The sequence below is a fragment of the Polaromonas sp. C04 genome (genome assembly GCF_002002705.1).
GTDB lineage: Bacteria > Pseudomonadota > Gammaproteobacteria > Burkholderiales > Burkholderiaceae_C > Rhodoferax_A.
On sequence record NZ_MUNS01000035.1, the window covers coordinates 23,989 to 39,760 of the forward strand.

Below are 15,772 nucleotides of genomic sequence, written 5' to 3' on the forward strand. Positions count from 1 at the left end.
TCAAACAAATTGGGTCATAAAAGCCTGTTTGTGACAGTATTTACCAATTTGATGACAAATGCGTGACAACGTCCTGCGCCAAACCTGATCTGGCGCAAACCAGGCCGTGACGCACCGGCACCACATGCCCGAGAAAAAGCTGTGTCGCCTGCGCCCAGCTGAATGCCAACGCCCGGCTACGCGCCTGATACCTGGGCAGTGCCAGTGCGCTGTAGCAGGCCTGCCGCAGGTCTTCGTTCATCACACCGCCCAGGCTGGCCCCACTATTGCCCGTGCCGGCTTGCCCCAGAACTTCGAGCGGCCCGTCCACCGGATAGGCTGCCACAGGCGTGCCGCACGCCATGGCCTCCAGCATGACCAGGCCAAAGGTCTCGGACTTGCTCGGAAACACGAAAACGTCGGCCGCCGCATAGACTTTGGCCAATTCGTCGCGCGGCAGCACACCCAGCCAGCGCACGTGGGGATAGCGCTCCTTGAGCGAGGCTTGCAGCGGACCGACCCCGCAAACCACCTTGGTGCCGGGCAGGTCCAGGCGCAGGAAGGCTTCAATGTTCTTCTCGTACGACACATGCCCGACGAACAGCGACACCGGGTGCGCCATCACACCCACCGGCGGATAAACCCTGGCCTCGGTCCGGAACTCGAACAGCCGTGTGTCCACGCCATGCGTCCAGCTGCGCAGGTTGCGAAAGCCACGCTGCTCCAGCATGCGCAGCACGCCTTGGGTGGGCACCATCACCCCCGAAGATGGCCGGTGGAAATGGCGGATTAGCGCGTAACCCCAGGACAGCGGCACGCGCAAAGCGGCATGGAGAATTTCAGGAAACTTGGTATGAAACGCCGTCGTGAAAGACAATCCCCGCTTGACGCAGTAGCCGCGCGCCGCCCAGCCCAAGGGGCCTTCCGTTGCAATATGGATGACCTCGGGCTGCAGGGCATCGAGCCTGGCACCCAGCAGGCGTTTCGGGCGCACCGCCAGGTCGATGCCCGCATAGCCGGGACAGGGGCGGGTCTTGAACAAGCCGGGGTGAATCACCTCGACCTGATGGCCCAGCGTCGTAAGCTCCAGCACCAGTTCGACCAGCGTGGTGACCACGCCATTGACCTGCGGCTGCCACGCATCGGTAATCAAGGCCATTTTCATGTTGCCAGCTCCCTTGTTATGGATTCGTGCCCCTGCGCTTCGTGCGAGGGTTCCCAATGCACCAGCTCCAGGCGGCCATCGAAGTGCTCGACCAGCGCCGTACGGCTTTCCACCCAGTCGCCGTCGTTGCAGTACAGGGTGCCGTCGATGTCGCGCATCTCGGCGCGGTGGATGTGGCCGCAGACAACGCCCTGATGGCCACGGCGCCGCGCCTCGCTGGCCACCGCCACTTCAAAGTCGGTCACATAGCTCAAAGCCTTCTTGACCTTGTGCTTGAGGTAGGCCGACAGCGACCAGTAGGGCAGGCCCAGCCGGGCGCGCAGGGTGTTGAGATGGCGATTGAGCTTGAGCGTGAATTCATACAGGTTGTCGCCGAGGTACGCCAGCCACTTGGCGCACTGGATCACGCCATCGAAGTAGTCGCCGTGAATGACCCACAGCCTGAGCCCGGCCGTCGTGGTGTGGACGGCGTCCTCGATGACCTCGATGCCGCCAAACCGGTGACCCAGGAAGCCACGCGCGAACTCGTCGTGGTTGCCGGGCACATAGATAATCCGGCAGCCCCTGCGCGCGCGGCGCAGCAGTTTTTGCACCACGTCGTTGTGTGACTGCGGCCAGTACCACCTGCGGCGCAGCTGCCAGCCGTCGACGATGTCGCCGATCAGGTACAGGTAGTCGCTGGGGTGGGCTTTCAGGAACGCCAGCAAGGCCACCGCCTGGCAGCCCGGCGTGCCCAGATGCAGGTCCGAGATAAAGATCGCGCGGTAGCGTCGCTCGGCCGCCGCATCGTCGCGGTCGTCCGCGTCATCGGGCGCAAAGCCGTGGCCCCATGCGCCCAGTGCCTCGAAGGTGGTACGCATCAGGCCCCCAGAAAGTGTTTTCGGTAGCGCGGCGGCAGGTCGGCAATGCGCATGAGCATGGGCAGATCGGCTGTGTTGAAGTCGGGGTCCCAGGCCGGCGCGCCGAGCACCTTGGCACCCAGGCGCAAATAGCCCTTGATCAGCGCAGGAGGCTCGATATCGAGCGTGCCGTCCAGCTCGTCGACGGGCAGCGGCAAACGTGGCAGCACGTGGTCTGCGACCGGCGCCAGATGGGTCTGCCTGAGCTGGTGCCAGATACTGGCCGCCGCGTCGCCACTGATGGCACCGTTGTGCAGCATGGGAATGCTGGCGCAGCCAATCATGGTGTCGAGGCGGTTGCGCACCATGAACTCGGCCAGCGCGCCCCACAACGCCAGAATCACGCCGCCGTGGCGATGATCGGCATGCACGCAGCTGCGGCCCAACTCCACCATGCGCGAGCGCAGACTGCGCAGCCGTGTCAGGTCGAATTCCAGATCGCTGTAGGTGCTGCCGACGCGCTGGGCCTGGGCCGGTGTCAGCACCCGGTAGGTGCCCACGACTTCCCGCGTGGTCTCGTCCCGTACCAGCAGGTGCTCGCAGTAGTCGTCGAACAGGTCCATGTCGTGCCCGGCCAGCGGCGTGTTCAGCCGCGCGCCCATTTCGCCCGCGAAGACATTGAACCTCAGCCGCTGCGCTTGCCGGACTTCGTCCTGATGGCGGGCCCACGACACCGAGATGCCGCTGCGTGCCGTCTCGACGATGGCCCGGCTTTGCGCATCATCAACCGGTAGATGGCGTCGATGAAGTGACCCCCTGGGCAAGGAGATCGGAGACAGTGCAAAGGTCGGGGTCGGTAGTTCTTTCATTTTTCACTCCTTCAACAGTTTTCAATGCTTCATTCAGTTGTAAAAAAGCCCCGGAGTGCGGGGCTTGGGGGAATGCATCAGGTGCCGACAATGCCGCCATCCTTGCGGCGGATGGCCACGGTGGCAGAGCGCGGGCGTCCCCCCGTAGGTCCATCCGGCCAGCGGCTCACCGCTTGCGGCCGGTCGGGGTCGCTGCGTTCGCTGGCGGTCTCACCGGGGTGCTGGATGTTGATGAATACGGCACGGCGATCCGGCGTGAAGGTGATGCCGGTGATCTCGCAGCCCGAGGGGCCGGTCAGAAACCGCTTGGTCTCGCCCGTGGACGGGTCGGCGCACAGCATCATGTTGTTGCCCAGGCTTGTGTACGCCCCCTGGTTCAGGGCCGAGGTGGAAACATCGGTCTGGATCCAGAGCAGCCCGCCGGCATCCACCTTGAGACCGTCCGGACAGCCATACATGTCGCCCAGGATCGTGCCGCGGGACCCAGCCTTGTCGGCCTTCGGGTCACCCGCCAGCGCGAAGTGCATCCAGCGAAACTCGCCGGCGCCCGCATCGCCGTGCTGCGTCGTGCCTTCGCGCCAGCGGATGATGTGACCCATGATGTTGTCGCCGCGCGGGTTGGCGTCATCCACGCCGCGTCCCGGCTGGCCGCGCTGGCTGTTGTTGGTGAGCGTCACAAACACTTCACCGGTTTGCGGGTGCACCGCGATCCACTCCGGCCGGTCCATCTTCGTGGCGCCCGCCACGTCGGCGGCCTGGCGGCAGCGGATCAGCACCTCGGCCTGGCTGGCAAACCCCCGCTCGGCAGTCAGGCCGTTTTGCCCATGCACCAGCGGCAGCCAGCGGCCATGGCCCTGCGCATCGAAGCGCGCCACGTACAGCGTGCCGTGGTCCAGCACCTGTCGGTTGGCCGGGTAGCCGCCCGGCACCATCCGGTCGCGGCTGACAAACTTGTAGATGTATTCGAAACGCTCGTCGTCCCCCATGTAGACCACCGCGCGGCCGTCCTTGCTGAGGGTCGTGGTTGCGCCCTCGTGCTTGAAGCGGCCCAGCGCGGTGCGCTTGACGGGCGTTTGGGTCGGGTCCATCGGGTCGATCTCCACCACCCAGCCAAAGCGGTTCGGTTCGTTGGGGTGTTTGGCGGCGTCGAAGCGCTCGTCATGTTCGTGCCAGCGGTAGCCCCAGCCGTTGGGGCCGAGTCCGTAGCGCAGCTCGTCGGCGCCGGGGTGTTGCCGCGAGGAAAAATAGCCGTTCCAGTTCTCTTCGCAGGTCAGGTAGGTGCCCCACGGGGTTTGGCCCGCCGCGCAATTGTTGAGCGTACCGAGCGGGCGCGTGCCCGACGGGTCGGCTGCCGTTTTGAGCATGTCGTGGCCGGCCGCCGGACCGCTGAGCCGCATGGGCGTGCTGGCCGTGATGCGCCGGGCGTACATTGAATGCGGCATCACCTGCCAGACGCCTGCGCGCTCCACCACTTCAACCACGCTCACGCCGTGCGCCGCCTGAGACTTGCGCACCTTGTCGGCGTTCCAGGTCTTCATGCCGTCCGCATGCAGCAGGCCGTCGTCGGTGTACTCATGATTGATGGCCAGCAAGCCGTGCCGCGGGTCCTGGTCCAGCGGGAAAAATTCCATGCCATCGTGGTGCATGCCCGCCTGCAGCGACTGCTCCTGCCAGGTGTTGGAGCCGTCCAGTTCGAAGGCGGGAGATCCCTGCGCCGATCCGATGGGGTCTCCCCATCGGTACAACACCTGCGCCTCGTATTCAACCGGCACGGTCAATGTGTCTGCCACCGACACCGGCACGCCGGTAAAGCCGAGCGGCTTGCCTGTGCCCGCGCTCGCGCCCCAGGTGTGCGAGCCCATCAGCAACGCCACGGCCGCTGTGGTGCACTTGAAAACATGACGCCGGCCGCTGTCCACCTCGTGAATGGACGGGTTGGGCGTGTCATTCACGCCGTCTTGCAGCTCAAAGCACTTGCCAAAACCCTTGCTCATTTTCGTTCCCGCTGCTGTTCGATCCGGGAAGCTTGAACGCCGCCAGTGACGCGCCTGTGTCAGTTCGGCGGCATTTGTGTGACAAGCCGCAAATTCGCTTTCAAAGTGCGCCTTGCAGGCGCGCCGGGCCGCGTCGTGAGCCAAAGGTATGATGATTGACTTGTCCGGCACCAACGAGGAACTTCTTGCCATGAAACACATCGGATTTATCGGCGCCTCCGGCCTCATGGGCCATGGCATTGCAAAGAACCTGCTGGCCAAGGGCTATGCCGTGTCGCTCACGGTGCACCGCAACCGGGACCGGGTGGCTGACTTGCTGGCCGCTGGCGCCAGGCAGGTGTCCGGCGCGGCCGGGCTTGGTGCCTGCGACGTGGTGATCCTGTGCGTGACCGGCTCGCCGCAGGTGGAAGCGTCCCTGGCCGGGCCGGGCGGCGTGCTGTCGAATGCCAGGGCAGGCCTGATCGTGATCGACACCTCCACCAGCGAGCCTGAATCCACCGCCCGGCTGGCCGCCCTGTGCCGCGAGCGCGGCGCGACACTGGTGGACGCGCCGCTCGCACGCTCGCCAGTGGAAGCCGAGCTCGGCAAGCTCAACACCATGGTCGGCGCGGATCCCAAGGTGTTCGCGCGCATCCAGCCGGTGCTGCAGGCCTATTGCGAAAACATCTTCCATGTGGGCGGACCGGGTGCCGGCCACGTCATCAAGCTGCTCAACAACTTTGTCGGCCAGGCCATCTGCACGGCCACCGCCGAAGCCTTTGCCGTGGGCGCCAAGGCCGGCGTGGACGTGCAGCAGCTCGTCAGCGTGATCGGCGCCGGCGCCGTCAACTCCGGCCTGTTCCAGGCCATGGCGAAAACCCTGGGCGGCGACTTCACCGGCCTCAGGTTCGAACTCGATAACGCGCGCAAGGACCTGCGCTACTACACCCATCTGGCCGAGCAGAACGGCGTGCCGTCCCTCGTCGGCGAGGCCGTGCACCAGAGCCTGGCAACCGCGTCGGCGCTCGGCTACGGCAGCAAATTCGTGCCCGCACTGGTGAGCGCGCAGGAACAGCTCACGGGCGCGCGGATTGCGCCGCAGGCCTGACGCTGACAGTCAGCGTTAAAACCGCGAGCCCACCGACAGCCGCCACATGTCTTGCGGCGTGAAGTTCACCCGGGGGTCATAGGCCAGCCGTACAAAGTTCTGGCGCCAGTCGTAGGTGACCGACAGGCCCAGGCGGTGAATGGGGACGCCATTGAGCAGCCCGGTTTTGGCCAGCAGATCGAGCGTCAGCAGGCGCTGGTCTGCCACCGGCGTGCGGTACAGCAGGTGCACATTTTGCTGGCTCGGGTTCTGCCGGTTGTCGCGCACCACCTGCAGCGACGGCATGAAGCGCACACCCCCGAAATCGTAGGTCCGGTGCCAACCCGCACGCGGCTGTGCAACGTCCAGCACCGGCGCGCGAAACCAGCCCAGCCAGAGATCACCGAGTCCCGAGGTGTAGCGCAGGTTCAGGTCCAGCCCCAAGCCGGCGGGTGCGCCACCGCCCGACATCGAATACAGGCCGGTCGTGAGCTTGAAGGGCGTGGCGGCTGCGGGTACGGCATCGCCGGCCCGCGCCAGGCTCGCACCCGCCAGGAATGCGGCCCCAAGCGCCAGGGCCACAGCGGCCCGGCTGCCCTTGTTGCGCGTTTTGCGTGGATGTCGGGGTGGGCGCAAATTCACGCCAGCCACTTTGGGCAGAAACTGCGCCTGTCCCAGAGCCGGGTCCAGCTGGTAGCCGGCAAAGCCCACGCGTTCATACAGCCTGCGCGCACTGCCTTTGCCAGACGGCACCTCCAGCGTGAGTTTGCAGTCGCCGCGCTCGCGCGCGTAGGCGTCGAGCAGCATCACCAGCGAGCAGGCATCGGTCGGGTTGGCGTATTTGGCCGGGAGGATGTTCAAGAGGCAGGAATACGCCACTGATTTCGACACGTGCCGATTAAAAAGTGCCGAATGGCGGGGTTTGGCAATGGATGCCCACTAGAAGGCATTGGGATCGGGAGTCTCTTCGATCTGGTGATGGTTACGCTGCACAAAGTCTCGAAACTTTCCCGGGTAGATCTGCTTCGCTTCGCGATCAAACACCTCACGCAGCAGCGGATGCCGCATTTTGCGAAAAATGTACTCGTCCCACCCTTCTTGTTCGAACTGCCGGGCGATCCAGCCGGAACGGCTCGTGGTGAGGAAGATCTCTTCGAACACGTTCAGGTGAAAGTAGACAAGCGCCTTTAACTGATAGAAGTCTTTTGTGCGGGGAACCACACTTGGGTCGGCGTAAAAATACGGAGATGTACGATGCACTTCCGCCATGAAACGAGCGAAGAGTTCGGGGTACGAAAGAACCAGCTTGTCCAGCTCGTAGACGCGGTCCCAGAGTTTGCCGCTCGGGGCGAGCGGCAACAGCGAGCGAGACAGGACGTAGGTGAGAAGGCCAAGCATCAACGCAAGCGCCGCCACGGCGACTCCCAGCAAGGTCGCTTCGATCTGGCTCATGTTGTGTGCTCCCGATGCCCCATGGTTGGCCCACTCGATGCTGGGCGCAGCCAATTGCCGCAGACAGGTTCAGATTGCCGGACCTGTCCGGTCGGCCGCTGAAAAATCAATGCCCGCATTGAACTTTCCCCTTTCCCTTCTGAACACCGGCCACTATCACTGGCAACCCTGATAGCCCGGAGAAACCTACCCCGCCCGCACCGCCTGCACCAGCCGCTGCGCACACGCCTTCGCCTGTCCCGCATTGCGCGCCTCCACCATCACGCGCAGCAGCGGCTCGGTGCCGCTGGCGCGGATCAGCACGCGGCCGGTGTTGTCGAGCTCGGCTTCGACGGCTTTGGTTTCTGCCGCGAGCCGGACGTTGGCTTTCCAGTCCTGGTCGGGCTGCAGCCGCACGTTGATCAGGGTTTGCGGGAACAGGGTCACCTCGGCCAGCATCTGGGCCATGCTGCGGCCACTGCGCACGCAGGCCTGCAGCACCTGCAGGGCGGAGATCAGGCCGTCGCCGGTGGTATGTTTGTCCAGCGCCAGCAGATGGCCCGAGCCTTCGCCGCCGAGCAGCCAGCGGTTCCTCTCCAGCTCCTCTAACACGTAGCGGTCGCCGACCCTGGCGCGCACGAACTGCAGGCCTTGCGCCTTGAGCGCCACTTCCACGGCCATATTGGTCATCAGGGTGCCGACCACGCCGGGGATGCGCTCGCCGCGCGCCAGCCGGTCGGCCACCATCAGGTACAGCAGCTCGTCACCGTTGTACAGGCGCCCCGTGGCATCGACAAGCTGCAGGCGGTCCGCATCGCCGTCGAGTGCGATGCCGTAGTCGGCCTGGCTGTCCCGCACGGCGCGCACCAGCGCCTGCGGGTGCGTGGCGCCGACGTCCTGGTTGATGTTCAGGCCGTCGGGCGCGCAGCCGATGGCGAAGACCTCGGCGCCCAGCTCGTGGAACACCTTGGGCGCGATGTGATAGGCCGCGCCGTGGGCCGCATCGACCACGATCTTCAGGCCCCTGAGCGTGAGCTCGTGCGCGAACGTGCTCTTGCAGAATTCGATATAGCGGCCGGCCGCGTCGTCGAGCCGGCGCGTCTTGCCCAGCGAGGCGGAGTCGGCCCAGGCCGGCGCCTCGCCCAGCGCCACTTCCACGGCCTGCTCCCAGGCATCGGGCAGCTTGCTGCCCTGCGCGCTGAAAAACTTGATGCCGTTGTCGGCAAACGGGTTGTGGCTGGCGCTGATGACCACGCCCAGGCTCGCGCGCTGCGCCCGCGTGAGATACGCCACGCCGGGCGTCGGCAGGGGGCCGAGCAGCACCACGTCGACGCCGGCAGAGTTGAAGCCCGATTCAAGCGCGCTCTCCAGCATGTAGCCGGAAATGCGGGTGTCCTTGCCGATCAGCACCGTGGGGCGTGCCTCGGATTTCTTGAGCACTTGGCCCACGGCGTGCGCCAGGCGCAGCACGAAGTCGGGCGTGATGGGCGGCTGGCCCACGGTGCCGCGGATGCCATCGGTGCCGAAGTATTTGCGTGTCATTTATTTGTTCTCCCCTTTATTCATCAGCATTGTCCGCTACCGGATTCATAGCGCGCAAGATTTTCAGTGCGGCCACGGTCTCGCGCACGTCATGAACCCGCACAATCGCCGCGCCGCGCTCCACCGCCAGCAGCGCCGCGGCCACGCTGGGCACCATGCGTTCGCTCGCGGGCGGCGCCAGGCCGTCAACGGCAGTCACCGCCGCCAGCGACGACTTGCGTGACCAGCCCGCAAGGATCGGATAGCCCGCCGCCAGCAGTTCCCGCTGGCGCGCCAGAAGCGCAAAGTTTTGCGCCACGGTTTTGCCAAAGCCGATGCCGGGATCCAGCACAATGCGCGCCTTATCGACGCCCAGCCCCTGCAGGGCCTGCGCAGTTCGCTCCAGAAACGATAGCACCTGCGGCACCACGTCGCCCGCCATGGGCGCGGCCTGCATGGTCTGCGGCTCGCGGTGCATGTGCATCAGGCACACGCCGCAGGTGGGGTGTCCGGCCACGACCTGCGCGGCGCCGCTCTGGCGCAAGGCCCAGATGTCGTTGATGATGTCGGCGCCCAGATCCAGCGCGGCCTGCATGACTTGCGGCTTGTAGGTATCGACGGACAATGGCACGCCCAGCTTGACCGCCTCCCTGAGCAGCGGCAGCACGCGCGCCAGTTCCTCGTCCAATGGCAGCGGCGGCGCGCCGGGACGGGTGGACTCGCCGCCGATGTCCAGGATGTGCGCCCCGTCCTTGAGCAGTTGTTCGCAGTGCTTGAGCGCGCTGGCGGCCCCGGCATGCTGGCCGCCGTCAGAAAACGAGTCGGGCGTGACGTTGACGATGCCCATCACGCGCGGCTGCGTCAGGTCCACAGAGTAGCGGGTGGTTTGCCAGAACATGTCGAGTCACAACAAAAACGGGGCGCAAGGCCCCGTTGATCCCATTCTTTAATCCTTCAGACCACGGTGGGCGCGGGATCCGGCTTGACCGCAGGCGGCGGGCCGTCGTTGCCGCCACCGGTGGCAGGCGGGATGCGCGGCGTCCAGTCCTTGGGCGGGCGCGGCTCCTTGCCGGCCATGATGTCGTCGAGCTGCTCGGTGTCAATGGTTTCCCACTCCAGCAAAGCCTTGGCCATGGCGTGCATTTTGTCGCTGTTGTCTTCGATCAGCTTGCGCGCCAGCGCGTATTGCTGGTCGATGATGCGGCGCACTTCCGCGTCGACCTTTTGCATGGTCTCCTCAGACATGGTGGTGGTCTTGGTGACCGAGCGGCCCAGGAACACTTCGCCCTCGTTTTCGGCATAGACCATCGGGCCCAGCGCCTCGGTCATGCCGTAGCGCGTCACCATGTCGCGCGCAATCTGCGTGGCGCGCTCGAAGTCGTTGCTGGCACCGGTGGTCATCTGGTGCATGAACACTTCCTCGGCGATGCGCCCGCCAAACAGCATGGCGATCTGGCTCAGCATGTATTCGCTGTCGTAGCTGTAACGGTCCTGCGCCGGCAGGCTCATGGTCACGCCCAGCGCGCGGCCGCGCGGGATCACGGTGACCTTGTGCACCGGGTCGCATTTGGGCAGCAGCTTGCCGATGAGCGCATGGCCGGACTCGTGATAGGCCGTGTTGCGGCGCTCTTCCTCGGGCATCACCATGCTCTTGCGCTCGGGGCCCATCAGGATCTTGTCCTTGGCCTTCTCGAAGTCCTGCATTTCGACCACGCGGGCGTTGCGGCGCGCAGCCATCAGGGCCGATTCGTTGCACAGGTTGGCCAGATCCGCACCGCTCATGCCGGGCGTGCCGCGCGCGATGATGCCGGCGTTCACGTCCTGGCTGACCGGAATCTTGCGCATGTGAACGTGCAGGATCTGCTCGCGGCCCCGGATGTCAGGCAGCGTCACATACACCTGGCGGTCGAAGCGGCCGGGGCGCAGCAGCGCAGCGTCCAGGATGTCGGGCCGGTTCGTGGCAGCCACCACGATCACGCCCATATTGGTCTCGAAGCCGTCCATCTCGACCAGCATCTGGTTCAGGGTCTGCTCGCGCTCGTCGTTGCCGCCGCCCAGGCCTGCGCCACGCTGGCGGCCCACGGCGTCGATTTCATCGATGAAGATGATGCAGGGCGCATTTTTCTTGGCGTTCTCGAACATGTCGCGCACACGGGCCGCGCCCACGCCGACGAACATCTCGACGAAATCAGAACCCGAAATGCTGAAGAACGGCACCTTGGCTTCACCCGCGATACCTTTGGCCAGCAGCGTCTTGCCGGTGCCCGGAGGCCCGACCAGCAGCAGACCGCGCGGAATGCGCCCGCCCAGTTTCTGGAATTTCTGCGGGTCTTTCAGGAAATCCACGACTTCCTTGACTTCTTCCTTGGCCTCGTCGCAGCCGGCCACATCGGCAAAGGTGACCGTATTGTTGTTCTCGTCCATCATGCGGGCCTTGCTCTTGCCGAAGCTGAACGCCCCGCCCTTGCCACCGCCCTGCATCTGTCGCATGAAGTAGACCCAGACCCCGATCAGCAGCAGCATCGGCCCCCAGCTGACCAGCAGGGTCATCAGGAGCGAGCCTTCTTCGCGCGGCTTGACGTCGAATTTGACGTTGTTGTTGATCAGGTCGCCGATCAGGCCACGGTCGAGGTAGGTCGCGGTCGTGCGGATCTTGCGGTCATCGTTGGTCACGGCCACGATGTCCGTGCCGCCCTGGCCTTCCTGGATGGTCGCGCTCTTGATCTGGTTGCTGCGCACGTCAGCCAGGAAGTCGGAGTAACCCACGTAGCCCGCGCTGACGCCGGCACGGGTATCAAACTGTTTGAATACCGTGAACAGCACCATGGCGATGACGAGCCAGATGGCGATTTTTGAGAACCACTGATTGTTCAAACGAGGCTCCGATAGCAAAAAGACAGCAAAAGGTGCCGGAACGCGTTTCCGGACCCCATGTACTTGTGATCCATTTTAGGCGTTTCAAGATGCGCTGGTACGGCTTTTGCCGCCAGCAGCCACAGGTGTTACAAGGGTTTGTGCGGCATTTCGCGTGGTTTCTTGCCTTAAATCATGCTCCAGCCTTGTTTCGATGAGGCCGATGCCGACCAGAAAGGTCTCCGACGATTTGTCGCGCGAGGCCTTGGGCTTGATGGGTTTGACGAGCTTGAAGGTGTCTTTGAACAATTGGGTCAGCTCGCTGTAGCCATTGCCATGGAACACCTTGGCCACCAGGACCCCCTCGGGTTTCAGGTGGTTCTGGCTGAATTCCACCGCCAGTTCCACCAGGTGCGCGATGCGCGCCGTGTCGGCCGACGCGATGCCCGAGAGGTTGGGCGCCATGTCTGAAACCACCACATCCGCTTTCCGGCCCTTCATTTCGTGCTCCAATTTTTGTAGCACTTCGGATTCGCGGAAATCGCCCGGCAGGAACACCACGCCTTCGATCGGCGCCATCGGCAGGAGGTCCAGCGCGATGATGGTGCCATTGAGCGCCCCCATCGCCGCGCCGCCCGGCGACAGTTTGCGCCGCAGGTACTGGCTCCAGGCGCCGGGCGTCGAGCCCAGATCGACCACCAGATGGCCGGGCTTGATCAGACCCAGTGTTTCGTCGATTTCCTTGAGTTTGTAGGCCGCGCGCGCGCGGTAGCCCTCGCGGGTGGCCAGCTTGACGTAAGGGTCATTGACGTGGTCGTTCAGCCACGCCCTGTTGACTTTCTTACTTTTGGACTTCACTTTCTTTTCACTTTCATACTGCCTCGATAATACGGGTATGCCCCAAATTCAACTTACCCCCGCCCAGCGCAAGGTTCATCGCGCCGCCGCCCACCACCTCGACCCCGTGGTCATGGTCGGCGGCGAAGGCCTCACGGCTGCCGTCAAAAAGGAAGCCGACGCCGCCCTGAACGCGCATGGGTTGATCAAGATACGCGTGTTCTCGGACGATCGTTCCGCGCGCGAACGGATGTACCAGACGCTGGTCGATGAACTCGGCGCCGCTCCGATCCAGCATATCGGCAAACTGCTGATCCTGTGGCGGCCGCAACCCGAGAAGGAAAAGGTCATCGACGAGGACCGCATGGCCGGCCCGCGCGACTTCAAGGTGCTCAAGTACAGCAAGCGCGGCGGCCAGCGCCCCGAGGTCAAGACCCTGCGCGTGCTGGGCAACCAGCGCCTGACGGCCGGCGGCAAAGTCAAGCGGGCCAAACCCAAACCGCAGACCTCGGTCAAGAAACGCAGCCAGACCTGAGACCATGACGACCGCGGCACTGCCTGTTGCGCCGCCCGAGCGCAACGTCATTTGCATGAAATGGGGCACCAAATACGGCCCCGAATACGTCAATCGCCTGTACGCCATGGTGCGCCGGCACCTGGGCGGCGCGTTTCGCTTCGTCTGCCTGACCGACGACCGCCAGGGCATCCGGGCCGAGGTGGACTGCTTTCCGATCCCGGCGCTGGAGCTCGATGTGCCGCCCGGCACGCCGGACCGGGCCTGGAAGAAGCTGACCACCTTCTCGGCCGACCTGTACGGGCTCACCGGCACCGCGCTGTTTCTCGACGTCGACGTGGTGATCGTGGGCAGCCTGGACGCCTTTTTCGAGGAACCCGGCGAGTTTCTGATCATCCGCGACTACCGCCGTCCCTGGCAGACGCGGCGCATCACCGGCAACTCGTCGGTGTACCGTTTCGAGTTGGGCGCGCACCCCGACGTGCTGGCCTACTTCAAAGCCCACTTGGGGGAGGTGCAGTCGCGCTTTCGCAACGAGCAGGCCTACCTGTCGGATTTCCTGCACCGCCAGGGCAAGCTGCGCTACTGGCCGGCGGCCTGGTGCCCCAGCTTCAAATACCACAGCATCCCGCGCTGGCCGGCCAACTACTGGACCGAGCCGGCCGTGCCCGTGGACGCGCGCATCGTGATTTTCCACGGCGAATGCAATCCGCCCGACGCACTGGCGGGCCGGCGCAACCGGCGCTTTAGCGCCATGCGCCCGGCCGGATGGGTCGCGACGCACTGGAAGGAATAGCCCTCAATCCGCGGCACGCTCACGCCGTCCGCTGCGTCACCAGAGGCCGTCCGGTCAGCCGGGAGAGGATCGCCAGCGGGCTGGCCTGCGGGTCGTATTGATGCTCAGGCGCCAGGAACAGCGTCTGCTCCAGCATGTACTGGCCCGACATCACGGCGTGCGAGGTCTGGTCGGAAAAACACACCCAGACCGAGCCGGCCGGGAACGGCACGGTGGCCTGGTCGGCCGTTTGCTGGTAGTCCAGGTCGCTCTTCATGCCGTCGTGCAGCTGCAGCATCAGATGGTCGTATTCGGAGCGCAGCGACTTGGTCACGTGCAGCGCGCGCAGCGCCCGGGCCTGCCACGGTGAATAGGCCCTGGCGCGCGGTAAAAACCGCCGCGCCACGGTCTCGAACGGTTCACCCACGCGCCAGACCCTCGGCACGCCGGACGGATTCACGTTGGTGAACACGCGCAGGATGCGCTCGCCGTCATTCGGTCGCGAGGGGAAGGCGTCGACATGCATCCGGCGGTCGTCGGCGCGCCAGGACTGCTGGCGCGACTCCACCTGCATCGGCCGGTAGCTGGTCGGCGCCAGGCGCAGGAACTCGGTGTAGTGCGGCAGCAGCGCGGCAATGAGCTGCTGCGACTGCGCCCGAAAGCGCCCGATCATCGCGGCCAGCGCCTGCACCGTGGCCGGCTCGCCGTTGGCACCGCGCAGCGCACCCTGTGCGTCAAGGCTGATGTTGCGCGATTTCGGCGACAGCACGCCGGGGTTGAGCAAGCCCGCTTCCTGCGGCAGCAACTCGAAACCCAGGCGCGGGAAATACAGCACCTTGCCGGCCTCCAGCGCTGCGGTCCACGCCGCGTTGGCCTGGACGGCCTGCCAGGCCGTCGCTTCAATTTCCACAATTTGTGATTCCACTGCCGTGCCCCTGGACAAAAAAATCAAGCCATTGCAACAGGATAACGCGCTGCCGGGGCGCACCGCAGAAGGACGAGTGTCAGTCAGGCGAGCGCGGAGCCGGCACCAGCGTCCACAGCACCACGCCGGCGCACAGCCACTGCACCAGGTACATCGCACTGCCCACGCTGTGCCAGAGCCGGAGGTTCTCGCGCGCCACGATCCTGGGCGCCACGGCAAACTGGCTGAGCAGGGCCAGCAGCAGGCCGAGAACTATAAAAATAATAGCAAACTGCGCCCACTCAGCCAGGGCTTGAGACTGTTTTGACGTCGAAAGCAGCAACAGCAGCAGACCGCAGGCCACAGACACCCAGGTTTGCGCCGCGAACAATTTGGCCGCCATGCCGCCCGCCATCGCCGGCGTAGGCAGGTTGGCAAACAGCAGGGGCACCACCAGAAAACCGATGGTCGTCAAACTGCCCCACCACAGGGCGGCAATCAGGGCCGGAAAGCGTCGTTTCAAAACGCGCGCCACTCAGAGATAGGACACCGCCACGATCTCGAAGTGCTTCACACCGCCGGGCGTCTGCACCTCGGCGGTGTCGCCCTCTTCCTTGCCGATCAGCGCGCGCGCGATCGGGCTGCCGATATTCACCAGTCCGAGCTTGAGATCGGCCTCGTCCTCCCCGACGATCTGGTATTTGACGATGCTGCCCGAGACTTCATCTTCCAGTTCCACGGTGGCGCCGAACACCACCTTGCCGCCGGCCTCCAGCGTGGACGGGTCGATCACCAGCGAGCCCGACAGCTTGCTCTCGACCTCCTGGATGCGGCCTTCGATAAAGCCCTGGCGGTCCTTGGCCGCTTCGTATTCGGCGTTTTCGCTCAGGTCGCCCTGGGCTCTGGCCTCGGCGATGGCATTGATGACCCAGGGCCGGTCAACCGTCTTGAGCTTGTGCAATTCGGCCTTGAGTTTCTCTGCGCCGCGTTTGGTAATGGGAATGGTAGCCATAGGATTTTCAACA

The 15,772-nt window shown here is 64.8% G+C and carries 15 protein-coding genes and 1 pseudogene; 3 read left to right on the forward strand and 13 right to left on the reverse strand.

Annotated features, from left to right (window positions below; genetic code table 11):
• Window positions 1–40: 40 nt before the first annotated feature.
• From B0E49_RS14165 to B0E49_RS14180, 4 genes are all read right to left on the reverse strand, one after another.
• Complete coding sequence (locus B0E49_RS14165; protein ID WP_077562855.1) at window positions 41–1,144, reverse strand: glycosyltransferase family 4 protein; 1,104 nt, start codon at window positions 1,142–1,144, stop codon at window positions 41–43.
• Complete coding sequence (locus B0E49_RS14170; protein ID WP_077562856.1) at window positions 1,141–2,004, reverse strand: UDP-2,3-diacylglucosamine diphosphatase; 864 nt, start codon at window positions 2,002–2,004, stop codon at window positions 1,141–1,143. Before B0E49_RS14170 ends, B0E49_RS14165 begins: the two co-directional genes overlap by 4 nt.
• On the reverse strand, window positions 2,004–2,852 hold the full coding sequence (locus B0E49_RS14175; RefSeq protein WP_077562857.1) for a GNAT family N-acetyltransferase: 849 nt from the start codon (window positions 2,850–2,852) through the stop codon (window positions 2,004–2,006). Before B0E49_RS14175 ends, B0E49_RS14170 begins: the two co-directional genes overlap by 1 nt.
• Before the next feature lie 77 nt (window positions 2,853–2,929).
• Entirely contained in the window at window positions 2,930–4,846 is a 1,917-nt protein-coding gene (locus tag B0E49_RS14180) for a PhoX family protein (RefSeq protein WP_077562858.1), read from the reverse strand.
• A gap of 148 nt (window positions 4,847–4,994) precedes the next feature.
• Here B0E49_RS14180 and B0E49_RS14185 point away from each other — a divergent pair, with 148 nt between their 5' ends.
• Complete coding sequence (locus B0E49_RS14185) at window positions 4,995–5,933, forward strand: NAD(P)-dependent oxidoreductase (RefSeq protein WP_286138014.1); 939 nt, start codon at window positions 4,995–4,997, stop codon at window positions 5,931–5,933.
• A 630-nt stretch (window positions 5,934–6,563) separates the two neighbouring features.
• On the opposite strand, the pseudogene B0E49_RS14195 reads toward B0E49_RS14185, so the two are convergent.
• The 6 genes and pseudogenes from B0E49_RS14195 to B0E49_RS14220 all read right to left on the reverse strand — a co-directional run.
• Window positions 6,564–6,710: pseudogene (locus B0E49_RS14195) on the reverse strand (GNAT family N-acetyltransferase); the annotation flags it as partial.
• Window positions 6,711–6,851: 141 nt separating this feature from the next.
• The gene (locus tag B0E49_RS14200; protein WP_077562859.1) at window positions 6,852–7,364 is read right to left on the reverse strand and encodes a hypothetical protein; all 513 of its coding nucleotides are present in this window, start codon (window positions 7,362–7,364) and stop codon (window positions 6,852–6,854) included.
• Between the two features lie 186 nt (window positions 7,365–7,550).
• Complete coding sequence (gene glmM, locus B0E49_RS14205) at window positions 7,551–8,885, reverse strand: phosphoglucosamine mutase (protein WP_077562860.1); 1,335 nt, start codon at window positions 8,883–8,885, stop codon at window positions 7,551–7,553.
• A gap of 16 nt (window positions 8,886–8,901) precedes the next feature.
• The gene (gene folP / locus B0E49_RS14210; RefSeq protein ID WP_077562861.1) at window positions 8,902–9,762 is read right to left on the reverse strand and encodes a dihydropteroate synthase; all 861 of its coding nucleotides are present in this window, start codon (window positions 9,760–9,762) and stop codon (window positions 8,902–8,904) included.
• Window positions 9,763–9,818: 56 nt separating this feature from the next.
• Complete coding sequence (gene ftsH / locus B0E49_RS14215; protein WP_077562862.1) at window positions 9,819–11,738, reverse strand: ATP-dependent zinc metalloprotease FtsH; 1,920 nt, start codon at window positions 11,736–11,738, stop codon at window positions 9,819–9,821.
• Between the two features lie 84 nt (window positions 11,739–11,822).
• Window positions 11,823–12,575, reverse strand: a complete 753-nt coding sequence (locus B0E49_RS14220) for an RlmE family RNA methyltransferase (protein WP_286138015.1) — start codon at window positions 12,573–12,575, stop codon at window positions 11,823–11,825.
• Between the two features lie 37 nt (window positions 12,576–12,612).
• On the opposite strand from B0E49_RS14220, the gene B0E49_RS14225 reads away from it, so the two are divergent.
• Both B0E49_RS14225 and B0E49_RS14230 read left to right on the forward strand, forming a co-directional pair.
• On the forward strand, window positions 12,613–13,089 hold the full coding sequence (locus tag B0E49_RS14225; protein WP_077562864.1) for a YhbY family RNA-binding protein: 477 nt from the start codon (window positions 12,613–12,615) through the stop codon (window positions 13,087–13,089).
• A gap of 4 nt (window positions 13,090–13,093) precedes the next feature.
• Window positions 13,094–13,864, forward strand: a complete 771-nt coding sequence (locus tag B0E49_RS14230; protein ID WP_077562865.1) for a glycosyltransferase — start codon at window positions 13,094–13,096, stop codon at window positions 13,862–13,864.
• A 19-nt stretch (window positions 13,865–13,883) separates the two neighbouring features.
• Here the strand turns inward: B0E49_RS14230 and kdoO are convergent, their stop codons facing one another.
• The 3 genes from kdoO to greA form a co-directional block, all read right to left on the reverse strand.
• A complete protein-coding gene (gene kdoO / locus B0E49_RS14235) occupies window positions 13,884–14,768 on the reverse strand; it encodes a Kdo hydroxylase KdoO (protein WP_077562940.1) in 885 nt (294 codons plus the stop codon).
• A gap of 79 nt (window positions 14,769–14,847) precedes the next feature.
• Window positions 14,848–15,270, reverse strand: coding sequence for a DUF4149 domain-containing protein (locus B0E49_RS14240; protein ID WP_077562941.1), 423 nt, complete (start codon window positions 15,268–15,270; stop codon window positions 14,848–14,850).
• A gap of 12 nt (window positions 15,271–15,282) precedes the next feature.
• Window positions 15,283–15,759: a transcription elongation factor GreA gene (gene greA, locus B0E49_RS14245; protein WP_077562866.1), complete on the reverse strand. Its 477-nt coding sequence runs from the start codon at window positions 15,757–15,759 to the stop codon at window positions 15,283–15,285.
• Between the last annotated feature and the right edge of the window lie 13 nt (window positions 15,760–15,772).